17 protein-coding genes are annotated in these 20,474 nt (G+C 70.2%); 7 read left to right on the forward strand and 10 right to left on the reverse strand.

Annotated elements, in window-relative coordinates:
* Nucleotides 1-98: 98 nt before the first annotated feature.
* Nucleotides 99-1,361 (forward strand): glucose-1-phosphate adenylyltransferase, encoded by a 1,263-nt coding sequence (locus MARPU_RS11465; RefSeq protein ID WP_005223607.1) that lies wholly within the window; start codon nucleotides 99-101, stop codon nucleotides 1,359-1,361.
* Here MARPU_RS11465 and nikB read toward each other — a convergent pair whose 3' ends face one another.
* The 7 genes from nikB to MARPU_RS11500 all read right to left on the reverse strand — a co-directional run bounded on the left by nikB (nucleotide 1,362) and on the right by MARPU_RS11500 (nucleotide 8,449).
* Entirely contained in the window at nucleotides 1,362-2,279 is a 918-nt protein-coding gene (nikB, locus tag MARPU_RS11470) for a nickel ABC transporter permease (protein ID WP_005223606.1), read from the reverse strand.
* Nucleotide 2,280: 1 nt separating this feature from the next.
* Nucleotides 2,281-2,766, reverse strand: a complete 486-nt coding sequence (locus MARPU_RS11475) for a L,D-transpeptidase (protein ID WP_005223605.1) — start codon at nucleotides 2,764-2,766, stop codon at nucleotides 2,281-2,283.
* Complete coding sequence (locus MARPU_RS11480; RefSeq protein WP_005223604.1) at nucleotides 2,766-4,271, reverse strand: ABC transporter substrate-binding protein; 1,506 nt, start codon at nucleotides 4,269-4,271, stop codon at nucleotides 2,766-2,768. Before MARPU_RS11480 ends, MARPU_RS11475 begins: the two co-directional genes overlap by 1 nt.
* A complete protein-coding gene (locus MARPU_RS11485) occupies nucleotides 4,268-4,735 on the reverse strand; it encodes a CYTH domain-containing protein (protein ID WP_005223603.1) in 468 nt (155 codons plus the stop codon). Before MARPU_RS11485 ends, MARPU_RS11480 begins: the two co-directional genes overlap by 4 nt.
* Before the next feature lie 45 nt (nucleotides 4,736-4,780).
* Nucleotides 4,781-6,109 carry a 23S rRNA (uracil(1939)-C(5))-methyltransferase RlmD gene (gene rlmD / locus MARPU_RS11490; RefSeq protein ID WP_005223602.1) on the reverse strand — a complete coding sequence of 443 codons (1,329 nt, stop codon included), beginning with the start codon at nucleotides 6,107-6,109 and terminating at the stop codon, nucleotides 4,781-4,783.
* A gap of 36 nt (nucleotides 6,110-6,145) precedes the next feature.
* Entirely contained in the window at nucleotides 6,146-7,036 is an 891-nt protein-coding gene (cysM, locus tag MARPU_RS11495) for a cysteine synthase CysM (protein ID WP_005223601.1), read from the reverse strand.
* Nucleotides 7,037-7,210: 174 nt separating this feature from the next.
* Complete coding sequence (locus tag MARPU_RS11500) at nucleotides 7,211-8,449, reverse strand: HD-GYP domain-containing protein (protein ID WP_005223600.1); 1,239 nt, start codon at nucleotides 8,447-8,449, stop codon at nucleotides 7,211-7,213.
* Nucleotides 8,450-8,791: 342 nt separating this feature from the next.
* Here MARPU_RS11500 and ileS point away from each other — a divergent pair, with 342 nt between their 5' ends.
* The 4 genes from ileS to MARPU_RS11520 all read left to right on the forward strand — a co-directional run bounded on the left by ileS (nucleotide 8,792) and on the right by MARPU_RS11520 (nucleotide 14,199).
* The gene (gene ileS, locus MARPU_RS11505) at nucleotides 8,792-11,632 is read left to right on the forward strand and encodes an isoleucine--tRNA ligase (RefSeq protein ID WP_005223599.1); all 2,841 of its coding nucleotides are present in this window, start codon (nucleotides 8,792-8,794) and stop codon (nucleotides 11,630-11,632) included.
* Nucleotides 11,625-12,134 (forward strand): signal peptidase II, encoded by a 510-nt coding sequence (lspA, locus tag MARPU_RS11510; protein ID WP_005223598.1) that lies wholly within the window; start codon nucleotides 11,625-11,627, stop codon nucleotides 12,132-12,134. Before ileS ends, lspA begins: the two co-directional genes overlap by 8 nt.
* Nucleotides 12,135-12,225: 91 nt before the next feature.
* Nucleotides 12,226-13,131 (forward strand): 30S ribosomal protein S6--L-glutamate ligase, encoded by a 906-nt coding sequence (gene rimK, locus MARPU_RS11515; RefSeq protein ID WP_005223597.1) that lies wholly within the window; start codon nucleotides 12,226-12,228, stop codon nucleotides 13,129-13,131.
* Between the two features lie 9 nt (nucleotides 13,132-13,140).
* Nucleotides 13,141-14,199 carry a succinylglutamate desuccinylase/aspartoacylase family protein gene (locus MARPU_RS11520; protein WP_005223596.1) on the forward strand — a complete coding sequence of 353 codons (1,059 nt, stop codon included), beginning with the start codon at nucleotides 13,141-13,143 and terminating at the stop codon, nucleotides 14,197-14,199.
* A gap of 6 nt (nucleotides 14,200-14,205) precedes the next feature.
* Here MARPU_RS11520 and MARPU_RS11525 read toward each other — a convergent pair whose 3' ends face one another.
* Complete coding sequence (locus tag MARPU_RS11525) at nucleotides 14,206-14,919, reverse strand: retroviral-like aspartic protease family protein (protein WP_005223595.1); 714 nt, start codon at nucleotides 14,917-14,919, stop codon at nucleotides 14,206-14,208.
* A 108-nt stretch (nucleotides 14,920-15,027) separates the two neighbouring features.
* Here MARPU_RS11525 and MARPU_RS11530 point away from each other — a divergent pair, with 108 nt between their 5' ends.
* Together MARPU_RS11530 and MARPU_RS16770 are read left to right on the forward strand one after the other, a co-directional pair.
* Nucleotides 15,028-17,007, forward strand: coding sequence for an SLC13 family permease (locus tag MARPU_RS11530; protein ID WP_005223594.1), 1,980 nt, complete (start codon nucleotides 15,028-15,030; stop codon nucleotides 17,005-17,007).
* A gap of 54 nt (nucleotides 17,008-17,061) precedes the next feature.
* Entirely contained in the window at nucleotides 17,062-18,369 is a 1,308-nt protein-coding gene (locus MARPU_RS16770; protein ID WP_005223593.1) for an ATP-binding protein, read from the forward strand.
* 31 nt (nucleotides 18,370-18,400) lie between these two features.
* Here the strand turns inward: MARPU_RS16770 and MARPU_RS11540 are convergent, their stop codons facing one another.
* Nucleotides 18,401-18,856: a hypothetical protein gene (locus MARPU_RS11540; protein WP_025275307.1), complete on the reverse strand. Its 456-nt coding sequence runs from the start codon at nucleotides 18,854-18,856 to the stop codon at nucleotides 18,401-18,403.
* A gap of 68 nt (nucleotides 18,857-18,924) precedes the next feature.
* The gene (cobD, locus tag MARPU_RS11545; protein WP_005223591.1) at nucleotides 18,925-19,980 is read right to left on the reverse strand and encodes a threonine-phosphate decarboxylase CobD; all 1,056 of its coding nucleotides are present in this window, start codon (nucleotides 19,978-19,980) and stop codon (nucleotides 18,925-18,927) included.
* Between the last annotated feature and the right edge of the window lie 494 nt (nucleotides 19,981-20,474).

The raw sequence follows: 20,474 nt of genomic DNA on the forward strand, positions 1-20,474 counted from the left end.
GATCGGCGCAAGAATCCGGCCCCGATCGGTCCGGCCGGGATGCAGCACCACCGCCACGACAACAGACCGCCCGGCACGGGCCCGGAGGAGAGCACACTATGAACACCGATCGCATCATCGCCTTCGTCATGGCCGGCGGCCAGGGCTCGCGCCTGCAGCCGCTCACCGCCGCCCGCTCCAAACCCTCGGTGCCCTTCGGCTCGCGCTATCGCATCGTCGACTTCGTGCTCAGCAACCTGGTCAACTCGCAGATCCAGACCATCTATCTGCTGGTGCAGTACAAGTCGCAATCGCTCATCGAGCACGTGCGCAAGGCCTGGACCATCTCGCCGCTGCTGCAGAGCCAGTTCGTCACCGTGGTGCCGCCGCAGATGCTCTCCGGGCAGCACTGGTTCCAGGGCACCGCCGACGCGGTCAATCAGAACATCAACCTGATCGAGGAACACCGCCCCGACCGGGTCGCGGTGTTCGGCGCCGATCACATCTATCGCATGGACGTGCGCCAGATGCTCGCCTTCCATCGCGAGCGCCAGGCCGACGTCACCATCGCCGCGCTGCCGGTGCCGCTGGCCGAGGCCGCGAGCTTCGGCGTCATCGCCGCCGATCCCGAGGGACGCATCCAGGGCTTCGAGGAGAAACCGGCCTCGCCCACCCCGATGCCCCACGACCCGGCGATGGCCTTCGCCTCGATGGGCAACTACATCTTCGACACCGAGGTGCTGCTCGAGGCGCTCAAGGCCTGTCGCGACGCCGGCGAGACCGATTTCGGCCAGCACGTGCTGCCGCGTCTGCTGCGCACCCACAGGCTCTACGCCTACGACTTCTCGACCAACCGCATCCCCGGCATCCAACCCTACGAGGACCAGGTCTACTGGCGCGACGTCGGCACCATCGACGCCTACTTCGACGCCCACAAGGACGTGCTCGGCGCCGACCCCGCCTTCGACATGTTCAACCCCGAGTGGCCGATCTTCTCCAGCAACTACCAGGGCCCGGTGGCCAAGCTGGTCGGTGGCGAGATACGCAACACTCTGCTCGGCGCGGCCACGGTGATCCATGAGGGCACGCGGGTGCGCGATTCGATCATCCGCCGCGAGACGGTGATCGAGGAGGACGTCGAACTCGACAACTGCGTGATCATGGACTACGTGCGCATCGGGCGCGGCGCCCGGCTGCGCAACGTCATCGTCGACCGGCACAACATGATCGAGGCGGGCGACAACATCGGCTTCGACCGCGCGCGCGACGCCGAACGCTTCCACGTCAGCCCCGGCGGGGTGACGGTGGTGCCCATGGGACAGCTGAGCTACTACGCCCGCGACGTGCGCGACGCCAACTCGCGCGGACGCTACTCGGAGTGATCAACGGCCGCGGATACGCGGATCGAGGGCGAGATAGAGTAGATCGGTGAGGGTGTTGACGACGAGATAGGCGAGCGCGATCACCAGCACCGCGCCCTGCACCAGCGGGTAGTCGCGCGCCTGGATCGACTCCACCACCAGGCTGCCGAGCCCCGGCCAGGCGAACACCGTCTCGGTGATCACCGCGCCGCCGAGCAGCGCGCCGAACTGCAGCCCGAGCAGGGTGAGCACCGGCAGCCAGGCGTTGCGCAGGGCGTGGCGCCACAACACCCGCGCCGGTCCCGCGCCCTTGGCGCGGGCGGTGCGCACATAGTCCTCGCCGAGCACCTCGAGCAGGCTCGACCGCACCATCCGCGCCAGCACCGCCGCCAGCCCGGTTCCCAGGGTCAGCGCCGGGAGCAGCAGCGACAGCGGCCCGTCGCGCCCGCTCACCGGCGTCCAGCCGAGCCACAGCGAGCAGACCAGGATCAGCAACGGCCCGAGCCAGAAATTGGGGATCGCCGCGCCGAACATGGAGAAGCCCATCGCGACGCGATCGATCGCCCCGCCCTGGTGCAGCGCCGCCAGCACCCCGAGCGGCAGCGCCACCACCACCGCCAGGGCGAGCGCGGCCACGGCCAGCTCCAGGGTCGGCCCGGCGCGCTCGGCGAGCAGTGCCGTCACCGCCCGGCCACTGTGCAGCGAGACCCCGAGATCGAGTCGCGCCAGCCCACCGAGATAATCCAGGTACTGGGTCCACAGCGGCTGATCGAGCCCCAGCGCGGCGCGCAGCTCGGCCTGGTCGACGGCGCGCGCGCCCTCCCCCAGCATCGCCGCCACCGGATCGCCCGGCACCAGATGGATGAGCAGGAACACCAGGGTGCAGACCCCGAGCAGGCTTGCCGCCGCCTCGCCGAGACGCCCGAGCAGCGTGCCCATCTCAGCCGCGGATCTCCACCGGGGTGCCGACCGGGGTCTGATCGAAGAGCGCGATCAGCGCCGCGTCGTGCATGCGGATGCAGCCGTGCGAGCGCGGCTCGCCGAGCGGCTCGCTCGACGGGGTGCCGTGGATGTAGATATAGCGGCGCAGGGTATCGACCTCGCCGCCGCGGTTGCGCCCCGGCTCGCAGCCGGTGAGCCAGAGGATGCGGGTGGTGATCCAGTCACGCCCGGGGTGGGCGGCGCGCAGCGCCGCGTCGCAGATCTCGCCGGTGGGTCGGCGGCCCCGGAACACCGTCCCCGGCGCGCAGCCCTCGCCGATGCGCGCGCGCACCCGGTGCAGCCCGCGCGGGGTGCAACCGCTGCCGTTACGCTCACCGACCCCGTTGCGCCCGGTCGAGACCGGGTAGCGGGCGAGCACGCGCGTGCCCGCCGACAGGGTCAGGGTCTGGGTAGGGACATCGATCAGGATACGGCGCTCGCTCATCACTCCTCCTTTGCTGCGACCGGGACGCGCACGACCTGCGCCAGCCCATCATAGTTGCCGTCGCCGGCCGGTCGATAGCCGCGAATGGTCGCGCGCTGCGCCGCCACCTGATCCTCATACCACAGCGGCACCAACGCCAGCTCGGCATGGACGATCGCCTGCAGCGCGGCATAGGGCGCACGCGCGGCGGCGAGCGAGGGCGCGCGCGCCGCGGTCGCGATCAGCCGGTCGACCGAGGCGTTGCGATAACGCCCCCGATTGGCGCCCCCCGGCGGCAGCGATTCGGAGTGCAGCGCGTAGCGGAAGATGTCGGGGCTTCGCACCCCCACCCAGGTCAGCGCATAGAGGGTAAAGCGCCCGGCCTTGACGTCGCCGAAGAAGGTCCCCCAGTCGTGCCCCTGAACCGCCAGCGCGATCCCGGCCGCGGCGAGCTGCGCCTGCAGCGCCCCGGCCAGGCGCAGCCGGAAGGGATCGCTCGAGGTCTTGAGGGTCAGGTGCAACGGATTCCCGGGGCCGAACCCGGCGCCTGCGAGCAGCGCTTGGGCGCGCTCGGGGTCATGAGGCCAGGGCATGAGATCGTCGCGACCGGCCCAGTGCTCGGGCGGCAGGGTCGACTCGGCGAGTCGCGCGCGACCACCGAGCAGGGTGCGGATCAACAAGGGCCGGTCGATCGCCTGGGCGATGGCGCGGCGCACCGCCAGGGAGCCGGTGCGCGGGTCCTCGAGGTTGAAGCCGAGATAGGAGAGGTTGGCGCCGGGCACGGCGCGCACCGCAATACCCGGCGCGCGCGCCAGATGATCGACCAGCTCGGGCGGCAGATCGCCCTGCAACAGGTCGACCTCGCCGCGCAGCAGCTTCATCACCCGCACGCTGGGGTCGCGCACCGTCACCAGCGCGATCCGCTGACCGTCGGCGCAGCGTTCGAGCAGTAGGTCGTCGGGGCCGGATCGCTCGACCAGCCGCAGCGGCCCGCTGCCGATCGGCGCGGTGACGAAGGGATGGTCGCGGGCGATCGCCGCCGCCGGCAGCACCGCGAGCACCAGCCGGCTCGGCAGCGCCGCGTCGGGCGCGTGCAGCACCAACTCCAGGGTGTCGTCGTCGCGCGCGCGCAGCGCCGCGATGCCGGCGAGCGCGGCGCGGTGCGGCGAGCGCGAGCCCGGCGCGCGGATCGACTCCAGGGTGGCGACAACATCGTGCGCAGTGAGCCGGCTGCCGTCGCTGAACAGACGCCCCTGCTCGCCGAGCCGAAAACGGTAACGGGTCGCCCCCAGCCGCTCCCAGCGCGCCAGCCCGGGCACCGGCCGGGCGGCCGCATCGAGCCGCACCAGGGTGCGATAGAGCAGCCGGTTGACCCGCTCGGAGGTGGCGTCGGTGGCCAGACGGGGATCGAGGTTGCGCGGCGGGCGCGCCACCGCGAAGCGGATCACCGCGTCCTCGCGCGCCCCCTGGGCGCAGCCGCCGAGTACGGCAGCGGCGCCGAGCGCGAGCGGCCGCGCGCCGCTCACCAGTCGCGGTAGGGGTGACGGGCGAGGCGCGCGTTGAAGTAGCGCGGGTCGTCGCTGACCTCCTCGCCGAGCCAGTCGGGACGGACGAAGGCGGCCCGTTCGTCCTCGAGTTCCAGCTCGGCGAGCACCAGCCCGGCATTGGCCCCGGCGAACTCGTCGACCTCCCACACCCGGTCCGCGACCGGCACCAGATGGCGCACCTTCTCGACCAGCGCGGTGCAGGCCAGATCGCGCAGCATCGCCTCGGCGTCGGCCAGCGGGACGGGATACTCGTACTCGGCGCGGGCGATGCCGCGGCTCGCCCCCTTGAGGGTGAGCAAAGCCCGCTCGCCGGCAATCCGCACCCGCAGCGTCAACCCCGGCTCGGCCACCAGATAGCCCTGTACCATGCGGGTGCTGCGACTGACCGCCTCGCGCCAGCCGGCGTCGCGCACCAGGAACTTGCGTTCGATCTCGATTGCCATGACTGACCTCCAGGATGCACGGCGGGCAATGCCCGCCGCGTCCGTTCAGGCGCGCTCGAACAGCGCCATCGACTCCACATGTCCGGTGTGCGGGAACATGTCCATCACCCCGGCAGCACGCAGCCGGTAGCCGAGCCCGTTGACCAGGCGATCGGCGTCGCGCGCCAGGGTCGAGGGGTAGCAGGAGACGTAGACGATGCGCTCGGCGCCGAGCCGCGGCAGCCAGTCGAGCACCTGCAGCGCACCGCTGCGCGGCGGGTCGAGCAGCACCTTGCCGAAGCGCTCGCGCATCCACGGTTCGAGTTCCAGCTCGCCGTAGAGATCGGCGGTGTGGAAACGGGCGTTGTCGATGCCGTTGCGCACGGCGTTGCGCTCGGCGCGCGCCACCAGCCCGGCATCGCCCTCGACCCCGACCACGCTGGCGGCCTGGCGTGCCAGCGGCAGGGTGAAGTTGCCGAGTCCGCAGAACAGGTCGAGCACGGTCTCGTCGGGCTGGACGTCGAGCAACCCGAGCGCCTGGTCGATCATCGCGCGGTTGAGTTCGAGATTGACCTGGGTGAAGTCGTTGGGCAGGAACTCCAGGGTCAGACCGTGACGCGGCAGGCTGTAGTGCAGGTCGATCTCGTGACCGGGCAGCGGACGCACCGTCTCCGGGCCGCCCTCCTGGAGATAGATGTGGTAGCCCTCGCGCTCGCCGAGCGCGCGCAGCACCTCCAGGTCGGCGTCGGTCGGGGTCTGCAGCACGCGGAACACCAGCACGCAGGGCTTGTCGCCGACGGCGACCTCGATCTGCGGCACCTGGTCGCGGATGCTCAGCGCGTCGATCGCCGCGCCGATCTCCACCAGCCGTTCGCCGACCACCGGGTGGAGCACCGGACAGCGCTCGAGGTCGGCGAGGAAGGCGTTGCCGCGCTCGCGGAAGCCGACCAGGGTGCGCCCCTTCTTCTCCACCCGGCGCACCCCGAGCCGCGCCTTGCGCCGGTAGCCCCAATGATCGGCCACCAGGGGATCGAGCCAGCGCTCCGGCTCGACCTTGCCGATGCGCTCGAAGACGTCGGCGAGACTGGCCTGCTTGGCGCGGATCTGCGCCGCCGTGTCCTGGTGCTGCAGCGAGCAGCCGCCGCACACCCCGAAGTGCGCACAGCGCGGCTCGACCCGCTCGGGCGAGGCGCACAGCACCTCGACCACCCGGCCCTCGTCGTAGCGACGCTGCACCCGGGTGTACTGGAAGCGCACCCGCTCGCCGGGCAGGGCGCCGTCGACGAACACGGCCTTGCCGTCGAGGTGGGCGAGTCCCCGACCCTCGTGGGTCAGGCTCTCGATCTCGACCTCGACCGGGTCCTGGGGGAGCGGCTTGCGTTTTCTTCTCGACACGGACTTGGATACTCGTTCGTTGTGGATGAATTGGGATCAGGCCGGGAACACCCCGGTCGACAGATAACGGTCGCCGCGGTCGCAGATGATCGCCACGATCACCGCGTCCTCGACCTCGGCGGAGAGACGCAGCGCGGCGGCCACCGCCCCGCCCGAGGAGACGCCGGCGAAGATGCCTTCGCGCGCAGCCAGCGCGCGCATCGTCTCCTCGGCCTCCTGCTGGCTGACATCGATGATGCGGTCGACCCCGGCCGGGTCGTAGACCTTGGGCAGATAGGCCTCGGGCCAGCGGCGGATACCGGGGATGCTCGCCCCCTCGGCCGGTTGCACGCCGACGACCTGCACCGCCGGGTTCTGCGCCTTGAGATAGCGCCCGGTGCCCATGATGGTGCCGGTGGTGCCCATCGAACTGACGAAGTGGGTCACCCGACCCTCGGTGTCGCGCCAGATCTCGGGACCGGTGCCGAGGGTGTGCGCCTCGGGATTGTCGGGGTTGGAGAACTGGTCGAGGCGCACGCCCTCACCGCGTGCCTCCATCTCCAGCGCCAGATCGATCGCCGCCTCCATACCGCCGGTGGCGGGGGTGAGGATGATCTCGGCGCCATAGCTGCGCATCGCCCCACGGCGCTCGGCGCTCATGTTGTCGGGCATGATCAGCACCATGCGGTAACCGCGGATGGCTGCCGCCAGCGCCAGCGCGATGCCGGTATTGCCGCTGGTGGCCTCGATCAGGGTGTCGCCGGGGCGAATGGTACCGCGCGCTTCGGCACGCCGGATCATGTTGAGCGCGGGACGATCCTTCACCGAGCCGGCGGGATTGTTGCCCTCGAGCTTGGCGAGGATCAGGTTGGAGGTCTCGCCGGGCAGACGCTGCAGACGCACCAGCGGCGTGTTGCCGACGAAGTCTTCGATGGTCGGATAGGACATGTTCTCGTTACCGTGGCCAATGGCGGGATTGGGTTCGGACCGGCTGGCCCGGCGCGCAGGCGGCGCATTGTGCCAGATCGCGGACGCCCGGACAGGTGCTCGGCGCCGGTGAGCGGACACCCCGGTCCGTGCTCAAGTTACGCCAACCCGGGGGCACGTACCACCGAGCACGGCTCAGCGTCCCTTCGCCGGCCCCGACTGCACGTAGTAGCTCAGCTTGTCGGAGAGGTTGAGATACTCGATGATGTCATCGGTCAACTCCGACTGGTGCAAGCTCTCGCGGATCGCGCCCTCTTCCTCCGACAGATCGAGGATCAGCGCCTGATCGCTGGGGATCTCGGATGAGTAGACCAGCACATTGGGCCTGAGCAGGTCGTCCGGGTTGATCGAGATCACCACCGCGACGCGCTCGTCCTCGAGCCGCACCACGGTACCCGGGGGATAGACCCCGAGATTGGTGATCAGGGTGGTCAGCACCCGCGGGTCATAGCGCGCGCGATCCTTGGTATACATGCTCGAGACGGCCTGGTGCGGCGACAGTCCGCGTCCGCTATAGGTGCCGTTGCAAAGGTTGTCGTAGCGATTGACCACGCTGACGATGCGGGTCAACGCGCCGAGCGCCTTGCCGCTCAGCCCGTCCGGGTAACCGCTGCCGTCGAGGTGCTCATGGTGCTGGCCGATGACCTCGATCACCGCATCGGGCAGGGTACCGATGGTCCGGGCGATTTCTACCCCATAGCGTGGGTGCTGCTCGTAGAGCGCGCGTTCCGGCTTGTTCCAGTCGCCCTTTTTGTGCAGGATCTGTGAAGGGATGCGCTGCAACCCGAGATCATGGAAGAGCGCGCCGAGTCCGAGCAGGCGCAGGTTCTCGCGATCGAGCTTGAGCTTGCGCCCGAGCACCAGCGCCAGGGCCATCACGTTGATGGCGTGATGATAGGTGTTCTCGTCCTGGCTCTTGAGGTTGACCAGCTGCACCGTGGCCTCGTGATCGGCGGTCAGGTCATCGACCATCTGCGAGACCAGCTCGTCGGCCTCCTCGGCCGCCTGCGCCGGGGCCGAGCGCAGATGCGACATCAGCTTGCGCGCCAGCGCCACCGACTGGCGGTAGCGCTTGGCACAGAGGTTGAGCCGCTTGCGCCGTTCCTTGAGCACGCGGATGCGCGCATTCTTCTCCTCCCACAGGGAGGCCTCGAGGTCGGCGCGCAGTTGATCGCGCGCCTCGGCGTCGCCGTCGCCCTCGGGTTCGTCGTCCGCCGACAGGTCCTCCGGCTCCGGGTCGCTGCGCGCCAGATCGATCCGCACCCGCCCGAGATCGAGCTGCAGCAGCGTCTCGAGTTGCTTGCGGGTGCGAATCTTGAAGCTGCTGGTGAAGAAGGGATGCGCCATCCAGGGCAGATCGAGATGCACGAACATCCCGATACGCAGCCTGGGTTTGTGTTTTATGTTCTCGCTCACGGCGCAACCTAGACTGACCGATACTGGACCCGACACTCGAACCGGCCCGCTCGCGTCACGTCGACTCACCGACGACCTCGTGTCGCGAACGGCACCGACATCGCACAGCGCGCCACACCCGCGCCGGGTTCCGGCGTGGCCGTAAGCTATCGACCGGGATCCGGACGGTCAACACACGGCCCGGGCGCGCCACCGGCGGTTGACGCCCCTGCTTGATTATCATCGGGACGACTTGTAGCTTGCCCCGAACGCGCGCCCCGGGACGGCGCGCCCCACCCTTTCCGACCCGCTGAGATCGACGTGACAGACTACAAACAGACGCTCAATCTTCCCAAGACCGGCTTCGCGATGAAGGCCAACCTGGCGCAGCGTGAGCCCGAGATGCTCAAACGCTGGGAATCGATGGATCTCTACGCGCGCATCCGCGAGGCCCGCGCCAGCGCCGAGCGCTTCGTGCTGCACGACGGCCCGCCCTACGCCAACGGCGACATCCACATCGGCCACGCGGTCAACAAGGTGCTCAAGGACATCATCGTCAAGTCGCGCACCCTGACCGGTTTCGACGCCCCCTACGTGCCGGGTTGGGACTGTCACGGTCTGCCGATCGAGCTCCAGGTCGAGAAGAAGAAGGGCAAGCCGGGTCAGAAGATCAGCGCCGCCGAGTTCCGGCGCGCCTGTCGCGACTACGCCACGCGTCAGGTCGACGGCCAGCGCACCGATTTCAAACGTCTCGGCGTGCTCGGTGACTGGGACAACCCCTATCTCACCATGGACTACGGCTTCGAGGCCGACATCATCCGCACGCTCGGTCGCATCATCGACAATGGGCACGTCCACAAGGGCTTCAAGCCGGTGCACTGGTGCGTCGACTGCGGCTCGGCGCTGGCCGAGGCCGAGGTCGAGTACGCCGACAAGCAGTCGATCGCCATCGATGTGCGCTTCCAGCTGGTCGACCCCGACGCCCTCGACGGTCGCTGTCACACCGCCCCCGACGGCGCCGGCGCCGGCCCGGCGGCGGTGGTGATCTGGACCACCACGCCCTGGACCCTGCCGGCCAACCAGGCCGTCGCGCTCAACGCCGAACTCGAATACGTGGTGGTCGAGGCCGAGCACGACACCGCCCCGGGCGGGCGCGAGCGGCTGATCGTCGCCGAGGGGCTGCTCAAGGACACCATGGACCGCTGGGGCATCGAGCGCTACCGGGTGCTCGGCTATGCCCGCGGCATCGACCTCGAGGGGCTGCGCCTGCACCACCCCTTCTACGATCGCGAGGTACCGGTGATCGTCGGCGAACACGTCAGCCTCGATGCCGGTACCGGCGCGGTGCACACCGCCCCCGGCCACGGTCTCGACGACTATCTGGTCGGTCAGCGCTACGGCCTGCCGGTCGACAACCCGGTCGGCGGCGACGGGCGCTTCCTGCCCGGTACCGAGCTGTTCGCCGGCGAGCACGTGTTCAAGGCCAACGAGCACGTGCTCGAGGCGCTCAAGGCGCGCGGCGCGCTGCTGCTCGAGACCCGTATCACGCACAGTTATCCGCACTGCTGGCGACACAAGACGCCGATCATCTTCCGCGCCACCCCGCAGTGGTTCATCAGCATGGAGCAGGCCGGGCTGCGCGCCGCGGCACTCGGCGAGATCGCCGAGGTCGACTGGCTGCCGGAGTGGGGCCGCAACCGCATCGAGGCGATGGTCCAGGGCCGTCCCGACTGGTGCATCTCGCGCCAGCGTACCTGGGGCGTGCCGATCCCGCTGTTCGTCCACAAGGAGACGGCGGCGCTGCACCCGCGCACCGCCGAGCTGATCGAGCAGGTCGCCGAGCGCGTCGAGCGCGAGGGCATCGAGGCCTGGTTCGCGCTCGATCCGGCCGAACTCCTCGGCGCCGAGGAGGCCGCGCACTACGACAAGGTGCACGATACCCTCGATGTCTGGTTCGACTCCGGGGTGACCCACGCCTGCGTGCTCGACCGCCGCGCCGAACTCGGTCGCCCGGCCGATCTCTATCTGGAGGGTTCGGACCAGCACCGCGGCTGGTTCCAGTCCTCGCTGATGACCTCCACCGCGATCCACGGTCACGCGCCCTATCGCCAGGTGCTCACCCACGGCTTCACCGTCGACGCCAAGGGCGAGAAGATGTCGAAGTCCAAGGGCAACGTGGTCAGCCCGCAGACGGTGGTCAAGAACCTCGGGGCCGACATCATCCGGCTGTGGGTCGCGGGCACCGACTATCGCGGCGAGATGAGCGTCAGCGACGAGATCCTCAAGCGCACTGCCGACAGCTACCGGCGCATCCGCAACACCGCGCGCTTCCTGCTCGCCAACCTCAACGGCTTCGACCCGGCCGGCGACCTGATCGATCCGGCCGAGATGCTCGCCCTCGACCGCTGGGCGGTCGATCGCGCCGCACGCCTCCAGCAGGAGATCGTCGCCGCCTACGACGACTACCAGTTCCACCTGATCTGCCAGAAGCTGCAGCAGTTCTGCGTGGTCGATCTCGGCGGCTTCTATCTCGACGTCATCAAGGACCGTCAGTACACCACCCAGGCCGACAGCCTGGCGCGACGCTCCTGTCAGAGCGCGATGTATCACATCATCGAGGCGATGGCACGCTGGATGGCACCGATCCTGAGCTTCACCGCCGACGAGATCTGGCGCCACATCCCCGGCGAGCGCGGCGAGACCCCGTTCACCGAGCAGTGGTATGCAGGTCTGTTCACCCTCGCCGAGGACGAGCCGCTGGGCCGCGCCTTCTGGGATCGGGTGATCGCGGTACGCGCCGCCACCGGCCCGGCGCTGGAGGCCGCGCGCAAGGACGGCGCGATCGGCGCCGCGCTCGACGCCGAACTCGCCCTCTACTGCGCGCCTGAACTGCAGGCCACCCTGGAGCGGCTGGAGGATGAGCTACGCTTCGTGTTGATCACCTCGGCGGTGCGGCTCGAACCGCTCGACCAGGCGCCGGAAGAGGCCCAGGACACCGAGCTTGAGGGACTGCGGGTGATGGTCGCGCCGAGCAGCCACCCCAAGTGCGTGCGCTGCTGGCATCGTCGCGCCGACGTCGGCGCCGATGCCGAGCACCCGGAGCTGTGCGGACGCTGCGTCGAGAACGTCGCCGGCGCCGGCGAGACCCGCCGCTATGGCTGAGTCCGGCGCCCGCTCCTGGCTGTGGCTGTCGCTGCTGGTGCTGGTCCTCGACCAGGCCAGCAAGTGGCTGGTCTACGGTCTGCTCGACCCCTTCCAGGTGGTCGCGCTGACCGAGACCCTGCACCTCACCCTGGTGTTCAACGAGGGCGCGGCCTTCAGCCTGCTCGCCGGGGCCGGGGGCTGGCAGCGCTGGCTGTTCTCGCTGATCGCCGTGGCCGTCAGCGTCGCGCTGGTGATCTGGCTGGGGCGGCTGCGCCGCGATCAGCGCTGGAGCGCCGCGGCGCTGGCACTGCTGCTCGGTGGCGCGCTCGGCAACCTGATCGACCGGGTGGTGCTCGGACACGTGATCGACTTCGTCCAGGTCTATCTGCCCTTCCTGCCGATGAGCCTGTTCAACCCCTGGCCGGCCTTCAACGTCGCCGATAGCGCGATCAGCATCGGGGTCGTCATCCTGCTGATCGTCACCCTGTTCGAGCAGCCCGAACCGCGCCATCAGGACTGACGCCGGCGTGTCCGGCAACGACCAGGGAGGGTCGTCCATCCGGGGGAACAACGCCCCGGTCCTTTTTCTTCATCAGGGACCAGTGAATGCGATGAAGATCGCGATCCTGTCACGCAACCCCTCGCTCTACTCCACCCGCAGGCTGGTGGAGGCGGCGCGCGCACGCGGCCACGAGACCAAGGTGCTCGATGTGCTGCGCTGCTACATGAACATCACCTCGCACGCCCCCTCGATCCACTACAAGGGCGAGGAGCTGACCGGCTTCGACGCGGTGATCCCACGCATCGGTGCCTCGGTGACCTTCTACGGCACCGCGGTGCTGCGCCAGTTCGAGATGATGGGCGTCTACCCGCTCAACGAGTCGGTGGCGATCACCCGCGCACGCGACAAGCTGCGCTCGCTGCAACTGCTCTCGCGCAAGGGCATCGGGCTGCCGATCACCGGCTTCGCCCACGCCCCGGACGACGTTGCCGATCTCATCAAGATGGTCGGCGGCGCGCCGCTGGTGATCAAGCTCCTCGAGGGCACCCAGGGCATCGGCGTGGTGCTCGCCGAGACCCAGCAGGCCGCCGAAAGCGTGATCGAGGCCTTCATGGGACTCAAGGCCAATATCCTGGTGCAGGAATACATCCGCGAGGCCAAGGGCGCCGACATCCGCTGCTTCGTCATCGGCGACAAGGTGGTGGCGGCGATGAAGCGTCAGGCCAAGGCCGGCGAGTTCCGCTCCAACCTCCATCGCGGCGGCAGCGCCTCACTGATCCGCATCACCCCCGAGGAGCGTTCCACCGCCACCCGCGCGGCGCGGATCATGGGGCTCAACGTCGCCGGCGTCGACATCCTCCGCTCCAACCACGGCCCGGTGGTGATGGAGGTCAACTCCTCGCCCGGACTCGAGGGCATCGAGGCGGCCACCGGCAAGGACGTCGCCGACCAGGTGATCGCCTTCATCGAGAAACACGCCGCCGCCGGCAAGACCCGCACCCGTGGACAGGGCTGAGCACCGGCCATGACCGAACCAGTGCGCATCGCCGGGCATGCGATCTCGCCGGGCGAGCGCACTCGTATCGACCTCACCCTGCCCAACCTCTACACCCAGACTCCGGTGGCGATGCCGGTGCACGTGCTGCGCGGACGACGCGACGGGCCACGGCTGTTCGTCACCGCGGCGATCCACGGCGACGAGATCAACGGCGTCGAGATCATCCGTCGGCTGCTCGCCCATCCGGCGCTGCGTCACCTGCGCGGCACCCTGCTGGCGGTGCCGGTGGTCAACGTCTACGGCTATGTCCGCCAGTCGCGCTACCTGCCCGACCGACGCGATCTCAACCGCAGCTTCCCCGGCTCGGACACCGGCTCGCTGGCTGCGCGCCTGGCTGCCACCCTGATCAGTGAGGTGGTCACCAAGGCGACCCACGGCATCGACCTGCACACCGGCGCCCTGCATCGCGAGAACCTGCCCCAGATCCGCGCCACCCTCGATGCCAGCCCCGAGACCTCGGAGCTGGCGCGCGCCTTCGCCGCGCCGGTGATCCTCGACGCCGCCCCACGCCCGGGCTCGTTGCGCGCGGTGGCCGCCGAGCACGACATCCCGCTACTGCTGTTCGAGGCCGGCGAGGCGCTGCGCTTCGACGAGTTCTCGATCCGCGCCGGGGTGCGCGGCATCCTCGGGGTGATGCGCCGGCTGGGGATGATCCGCGCCTCGGGCGGGCGTCGCGCCCGGGTGCGTACCCCGGTGGTGGCACGCTCGAGCCTGTGGGTGCGCGCGCCGCAGAGCGGCGTGCTGCTCTCGCTCACCGCGCTCGGCGCTCAGGTCGAGCGCGGCGACACCCTGGGGGTGCTCACCGATCCCTTCCGCCCCGCCGACGAGCCGGTGCGCGCGCCTTGCAGCGGCATCGTCATCGGTCGCACCAACCTGCCGCTGGTCACCGAAGGCGAGGCGCTCTATCACATCGCCCGCTTCGGCGCCCTGGAGAGCGCGGTCGAGGCCGTCGAGCAATATCGCGTCGCGCTCGACCCCGAGGACGAGGCTGAGGACGAGGCCGAGACGGGACCGAGCATCCTCTGAGACCACTCAGTCGCCCGGCGCGGGATCGAGCAGCAGACGCGCGCCGTCGCGATCGAGCCGAGCGCCGAGACGCCCGAGCAGATCCTCGCCAAGCAACGCGTTGCCGCCGAGTGCGCGGCCCTCGACACAGCCCACCTCGACCTCGACCACACGTCGGGGTCCGGCGCGCACCGCGGCCAGCCGCCCCGGCAGCGCCTGCACCTCGGCACCGCCGAGCGCGATCGCGACCGGCGCCACGCCTTCCAGGTCGAGCCCGAGTTCGGCGCACAGCGACGCCGGCAGCAGGGTGCGCCCGGCCCCCGAGTCGACCAGCAACGGCTGCGGCCGGGGCCGCCCGTCGGCGGACTCGAGCGTCAGCACCACCACCAGGGCCGCGCCCTTGCGGCGCAGCGCCAACACCGCCGGCGGGCTCGGCGGCGCGAGCGTGACCGGCTCCCGACCGCCGGGCAGGATGACCCGCTGCACGCGACCATCGGCGGTGCGCAGGATGACATGATCGATCCCGGCAAGCAGATGGCGCAGCCGCCGCTCCAGCGCGCCCTCGCGCAGCCGCCCGAGGCGTCCGCGCGCCTGCTCTATCCCGCTCACCGTGAAGTCGTGCCGCGCGGCCAGCCGAGTCAGCGCACTCGCCACCTCGACCTCGGGCGCGGCACGCACGCCTCCTCCCGCCGCGCTCGCCAGCACGGCCATCACCACCAGCATCAGGCTCTGTCGCTTCATCGCGGCAAGGCTAACAGGCCGACGAAAAAAGCGAAAAATATAAGCAAACGTTAATGTATTATCGATCGCCGGTTCACACCCGTCGCCCATGCCGAGAGGAGGACCCCGATGACCGACGCCATCCGCGCCCTGCCCAGGGAGCACCTGGCCGCCGCGCTCTTCACCTTGTTCGCCATCTATCTCGCCGGGATCGTCCCCTCGATCGAGATCGCCTGGGTCAGCGCCGTGCTGCTGCTCACCGTCTTCCTCTTCGCCTTCGAGGTGGTGAGCGTCGACGTCGCCGCGATCACGGTGATGGTGCTGCTCGGCCTGAGCAGCCTGGCTGCGCCCTGGATCGGGCTCGAACAGGGACTGGTCGCGCCCGAGCGGCTGTTCGACGGCTTCGCCAGCAACGCGGTGATCTCGATCATCGCGGTGATGATCGTCGGCGCCGGACTCGATCGCACCGGCATCATGTCCTGGGTGGCGGGGCTGATCATGCGCCTCGGCGGCGCCACCGAGACACGCATCATCCCACTGGTCTCGGGCACCGTCGGGGTGATCTCGAGCTTCATGCAGAACGTCGGCGCCGCGGCGCTGTTCATCCCGGTGGTCGGACGCATCGCCGCGCGCACCCGGCTACCGATCTCGCAACTGCTGATGCCGATGGGCTTCTGCGCCATCCTCGGCGGCACCATCACCATGGTCGGCTCGAGCCCACTGATCCTGCTCAACGACCTCATCCTCCAGGCCAACGACGCCCTCCCCGCCGACAGCGCGCCGCTGCGCACCTTCGCACTGTTCGACGTCGCCCCGATCGGCATCGCCCTGCTGGTCACCGGCATCCTCTATTTCGTCATCGCCGGGCGCCTGGTGCTGCCGCGCGGCGGGAGCGGCGAGACCGAGCTGCACGAGGCCGCGACCACCCGCGCCTATCTCGCCGAGACCTATGAACTCGACGGCTGCGCGGTCCACGAGCTGCGAGTGCCGACAGACAGCCCGTTGGTCGATACCAGCGTCGACGACATGGAGCGCGCTTGGAAGGTACGGGTGGTGGCGCTCGACAAGGGCGACGGGCTCAGGGTCGGCGCCGACGGGGTCAACCGCGCCCTCGGCATCGCCGCCGACACCCGCCTGGCGCTGATCGGCACCGCGCCGGCGATGGACGCCTTCGTCGCCGCCAACCGGCTCGAACGCAGTGCCGAACTCGACCACTTCGCCGAGGTCGTCTCGGAGTCCAGGGCGGGGATCGCCGAGCTGGTGGTGCCGCCGGGCTCGGCGCTGATCGGCAAGAGCGCACGCGACCTGTGGCTGCGCAAGACCTACGGGCTGTCGCTGCTGGCGATCCACCGCGGCGGCAACGTCATCAACTACACCACCGGCGGGGTACGCAACACCCCCTTCGCTGCCGGTGACGCGCTGGTGGTGCACACCACCTGGACCGATCTGGCGCGACTCGAGCGCGACCGCAACTTCGTCGTCGTCACCACCGAGTACCCGCACGAGGCACTGCGCCCGCACAAGGTCCCGGTGGCCCTGGCGCTGTTCGCGCTCACCCTCGGGCTGATCCTGTTCACCGATCTACGCCTGTCGGTGGCGCTGCTCACCGGCGCCGTGGGCATGGTGCTCGCCGGGGTGCTGTCGATCGAGGAGGCCTACGCGGCGGTGAGCTGGAAGACGGTGTTCCTGCTCGCCTCGCTGATCCCGCTGGGACTGGCGGTGGAGCAAAGCGGCACCGCCGCCTGGATCGCCGATCAGGCGCTGGGCGCGCTCGGCACGGTGCCGGTGTGGGTGGTGCAGGCGGTGCTCGCAGTCCTCGCCACCGCCTTCACCCTGGTGATGTCAAACGTCGGCGCCACCGTGCTGCTGGTGCCGCTGGCGGTCAACATGGCGCTCGGGGTCGGCGCCGACCCGGCGCTGTTCGCGCTGACCGTGGCGATCGCCACCTCCAACTCCTTCCTCATCCCCACCCATCAGGTCAACGCCCTGGTGATGGGACCGGGCGGCTATCGAGTGGCCGACTTCCTGCGCGCCGGCGGTATCATGACGGTGCTGTTCCTGGTGGTCTCGCTGACCATGCTGAACCTGGTGTTCACCCACCATCCCTGACCCACGGCCCACAGTCGCGCCGGCCACACCAGGCCGGCGCCCAGCCCCGCGACCATGTCACTGATCAACCGAACCCCACGCTGCCCGACCCACGACTGCCCGCTCGAACTCGTCCTCCAGGGCGAGAAGCGCCTCCCCGGCCACCCGCTGATCGAGGCGGTGGGCGTGCCCATGTACGACTGCCCGCGCTGTCGCGAGCAGGGCGAGCCCTACACCATCGAGGCCGAACCGGCGGCCACCAACGCACTGATCAAGCGCCTCGGGCGTACCCTCGCGCGCAGCCGCTTCCCCGGCGCACTGTTGCGCCCCAAGGTCCGCATCGACTTCAACCCCTGGCAGGCCACCCTCGCGCGCCGCGCCCACGCCAACCCCGAGGGCGCGCCGATCGACCCCGAGGTCGCCCGCGCCGCCGGGCTGACGCCCGAACCCGAGGCCCTCGCCGAGTCGAGCACGACCGAACCGGTCACCCCCGAGGCGGCAAGCGCCGCCCCCACGGTCACGCCACGGCTCGACTGGATCACCCCAGAGCGCCCCCGTCACCGCCTCGACCAACTCATCCTCGACCCCGAGACCCTCACCCGTATCCGCGAGGCGACCAACGTCCTGCTCGCCCAGGGGCTGATCTACGACACCTGGAACCTGGCCGCGGTGGCGCGCACCGGGCGACGCCTGGCGCTCAACTTCTACGGCCCGCCGGGCACCGGCAAGACCCTCGCCGCCGATGCCATCGCCGATCTGCTCGACCGACCGATCCTGCGGGTGAGCTACGCCGAGCTGGAGTCGATGTATGTCGGCGAGACACCGAAGAACATCCAGGCGGCCTTCGCCCGCGCCCGCGAGAGCGGCGCGCTGCTGTTCTTCGACGAGGCCGACTCGATCCTCGGGCGACGGCTGCGCGACATCTCGCAGTCGGCCGACAACAGCATCAATGTCGCGCGCAGCACTACCCTGATCGAACTCGACAACTTCGAGGGCGCGGTGATCTTCGCCTCCAACTTGGTCGGCAACTACGACACCGCCTTCCTGCGACGGATGCTCGCCCATGTCGAGTTCCGGCTCCCCGGCCCCGACGAGCGCGCGCGCCTCTGGGCCGCGCACATCCCCGCCGAGCTGCCGCTGGCCGCGGACGTCGACCACCAGGATCTGGCCGCACACTCCGAGGGCGCCGCCGGTGGCGACATCCAGAACGCGGTGCTGCTCGCCGCCTCCTACGCGGCGATGCGCGCCGAGTCCGAGCAGCGCGTCGCCCAGGCCGACCTGCAACGGGCGATCGACTTCCTGCTGGAAGGCAAGCGGCGCATCCTCGAGGATGCGCCGCCGGCGCACCCCGACAGCTGCGAGATCGGGTTCGAGCGGGGATAGACGGCCGCCCCCCAGCGTGGTGCGGCCGCGCTCAACCGGCCAGCACCAGCGGCGGGCGTGTCGGCGCCGGGCGCCGCGCCGCCACCGGCAGCGGGCACGGCGACGGCGCATGATCGAGCCAGGGCGCCACCCCTGGGTGCAGGGCGCGCGTGGCGCGCGCCACCGCCGGGTCGACCGTGGCGCGCAGCCCGATCTGCCCGGCGGCGACGCACAACCCCACCAACGCGACCAGCACCGGATCACCGTGCCGGGCGAGCCACGGGTAGGGATCACCGAGCAGCGGTATCGCAACCCGCAACAACGGACCCTCGCCGCGCAACCGCACGACCCCGGCAAGCCGCGCCCGCTCGGCGGCATGTCGACCGATACTCAGCAGCACGTCGAGCCGGTGCACCGAGAGCGCCGCGCCGCACGGAGCGCACTCGGGCAACGCGATCCGCTCGCCATCGAGCGCACTCGGTTCGGCGGGCACATCGCTCGGCGTCATCCATACCGAGCGCACCGGCCCATCCCTCGCCACCACCGCGGCAGCGGGTACGCTCAGCCACAACGGCCTCACGCGGAGGCACCCTCGGACACCGCCAGCCCGGCCAGCGCACGCTCCAGGCGACGCCACTGGGCCGCGTCCCCGGGCAGACCGAAGCGCAGGCTCGACGGCTGCTCGAACAAGCGCACCAGGATGCCCTGGCGGGCGAGCGCCTCGTGCAGACGTACTGCCGCCGGGGTCCGCACCCACTGGAAGAGCGCGCTGCCACCGCTCGGCGTCAGCCCGTGACGATCGAGCAACGCCGCCAGTCGCGCCGAGTCGCGCGCCAGCGCCAAGCGCGCCGAGCCCTGCCAGGCGGTATCGAGCAGCGCCAGGCGCGCCAGCTCGCGCGCCGGTCCCGACAGCGTCCAGGGACCGAGCCAGGCGTCGAGACGCTGGCGCAGCTGCGCCTCGGTCCAGGCGAAACCCACCCGCGCTCCGGCCAGACCGAAGAACTTGCCGAGCGAGCGCAGCACCACCAGACCGGGACGGCCCACCGCGTCGAGCAGGCTGTGCTCGGGGGAGACATCCATGAAGGCCTCGTCGACCACCAGCCAACCACCGCGTGCGGCCAGCGCCGCATGCCAACCGAGCAGGGTCTCGCGCGACCAGCGCCGTCCGGTGGGGTTGTTGGGGTTGATCACCACCAGCACGTCGAGCGGCTCGGCGGCGTCGGCCTCGATCCGGCCACGCGGATCGCCATCGGGCAGGCGCACCAACTGGTGACCGGCCCGCCGCCAGCCATGGGCGTGCTCCTGGTAGCCGACCTCGGGCACCCCGACCCGACAGGGCTCACGCAGCTGCGGCAGGCCCTGGATCGCCGCCTGCGAGCCGGCGAGCGCGAGCGCGCCGGGAGCGCCGTAATAGCTCGCCGCCGCCTGCTCCAGCCCATCGCCGGTCTCGGGCAAGCGCGCCCAGAGCGCACGCGGCAGCGGCGGCACCGGCCAGGCATTGGGGTTGATACCGGTCGAGAGATCGAGCCAGTCGGTCAGCGGGATGTCGTAGCGCGCGGCGGCCTGACGCAGCCGCCCGCCGTGTTCGGGACGGGGCAGATCGGAATGGATCGGGACGATGGTGGCTGTCATGCTGAGGCGCGCGGATCGAGGTGGCGATGGCTGGCTGGAAAACAATCGGCCAATCTGCCAGTTGCCCGGGGTTCGTGCAAGCTGGTGGCTGGTCGCGAGCCGCCAGCATCCAGCCCCCAGCCTCCAGTGGGGAAGCTTGGCGCCGCTGGCTGGTGGCTGGCGGCTGATTGCGGGCTGCCAGCTTCCAGCTCCCAGCCTCCAGTGGGAAAGCTTGGCGCCGCTGGCTGGCGGCTGGCGGCTGATTGCGGGCTGCCAGCTTCCAGCTCCCAGCCTCCAGTGGGGAAGCTTGGCGCCGGTGGCTGGTGGCTGGCGGCTGATTGCGGGCCGCCGGCTTCCAGCGCCCAGCCTCCAGTGGGAAAGCTTGGCGCCGGTGGCTGGTGGCTGGTGGCTGGTGGCTGGCGGCTGGTAGCTGGTAGCTGGTAGCTGGTAGCTGGCGACTGAAAGCTGAAAGCTGAAAGCTGATAGCGTTCCCCATCTTCCGTATTCGAGCAAAC

The sequence above is a fragment of the Marichromatium purpuratum 984 genome, from assembly GCF_000224005.2.
Lineage (GTDB): Bacteria > Pseudomonadota > Gammaproteobacteria > Chromatiales > Chromatiaceae > Marichromatium > Marichromatium purpuratum.

Excerpts from the sequence above, each read along its gene's own strand:
- MARPU_RS11520 (WP_005223596.1), top strand. The coding sequence starts at position 13,141 with ATGACCGAACCAGTGCGCATCGCCGGGCATGCGATCTCGCCGGGCGAG.
- MARPU_RS11500 (WP_005223600.1), bottom strand. The coding sequence starts at position 8,449 with ATGTTCGTGCATCTCGATCTGCCCTGGATGGCGCATCCCTTCTTCACC.
- cysM (WP_005223601.1), bottom strand. The coding sequence starts at position 7,036 with ATGTCCTATCCGACCATCGAAGACTTCGTCGGCAACACGCCGCTGGTG.
- MARPU_RS11465 (WP_005223607.1), top strand. The coding sequence starts at position 99 with ATGAACACCGATCGCATCATCGCCTTCGTCATGGCCGGCGGCCAGGGC.
- lspA (WP_005223598.1), top strand. The coding sequence starts at position 11,625 with ATGGCTGAGTCCGGCGCCCGCTCCTGGCTGTGGCTGTCGCTGCTGGTG.
- MARPU_RS11530 (WP_005223594.1), top strand. The coding sequence starts at position 15,028 with ATGACCGACGCCATCCGCGCCCTGCCCAGGGAGCACCTGGCCGCCGCG.
- MARPU_RS11540 (WP_025275307.1), bottom strand. The coding sequence starts at position 18,856 with ATGACGCCGAGCGATGTGCCCGCCGAACCGAGTGCGCTCGATGGCGAG.
- rimK (WP_005223597.1), top strand. The coding sequence starts at position 12,226 with ATGAAGATCGCGATCCTGTCACGCAACCCCTCGCTCTACTCCACCCGC.
- nikB (WP_005223606.1), bottom strand. The coding sequence starts at position 2,279 with ATGGGCACGCTGCTCGGGCGTCTCGGCGAGGCGGCGGCAAGCCTGCTC.
- MARPU_RS11525 (WP_005223595.1), bottom strand. The coding sequence starts at position 14,919 with ATGAAGCGACAGAGCCTGATGCTGGTGGTGATGGCCGTGCTGGCGAGC.
- cobD (WP_005223591.1), bottom strand. The coding sequence starts at position 19,980 with ATGACAGCCACCATCGTCCCGATCCATTCCGATCTGCCCCGTCCCGAA.
- MARPU_RS16770 (WP_005223593.1), top strand. The coding sequence starts at position 17,062 with ATGTCACTGATCAACCGAACCCCACGCTGCCCGACCCACGACTGCCCG.
- MARPU_RS11485 (WP_005223603.1), bottom strand. The coding sequence starts at position 4,735 with ATGGCAATCGAGATCGAACGCAAGTTCCTGGTGCGCGACGCCGGCTGG.
- MARPU_RS11475 (WP_005223605.1), bottom strand. The coding sequence starts at position 2,766 with ATGAGCGAGCGCCGTATCCTGATCGATGTCCCTACCCAGACCCTGACC.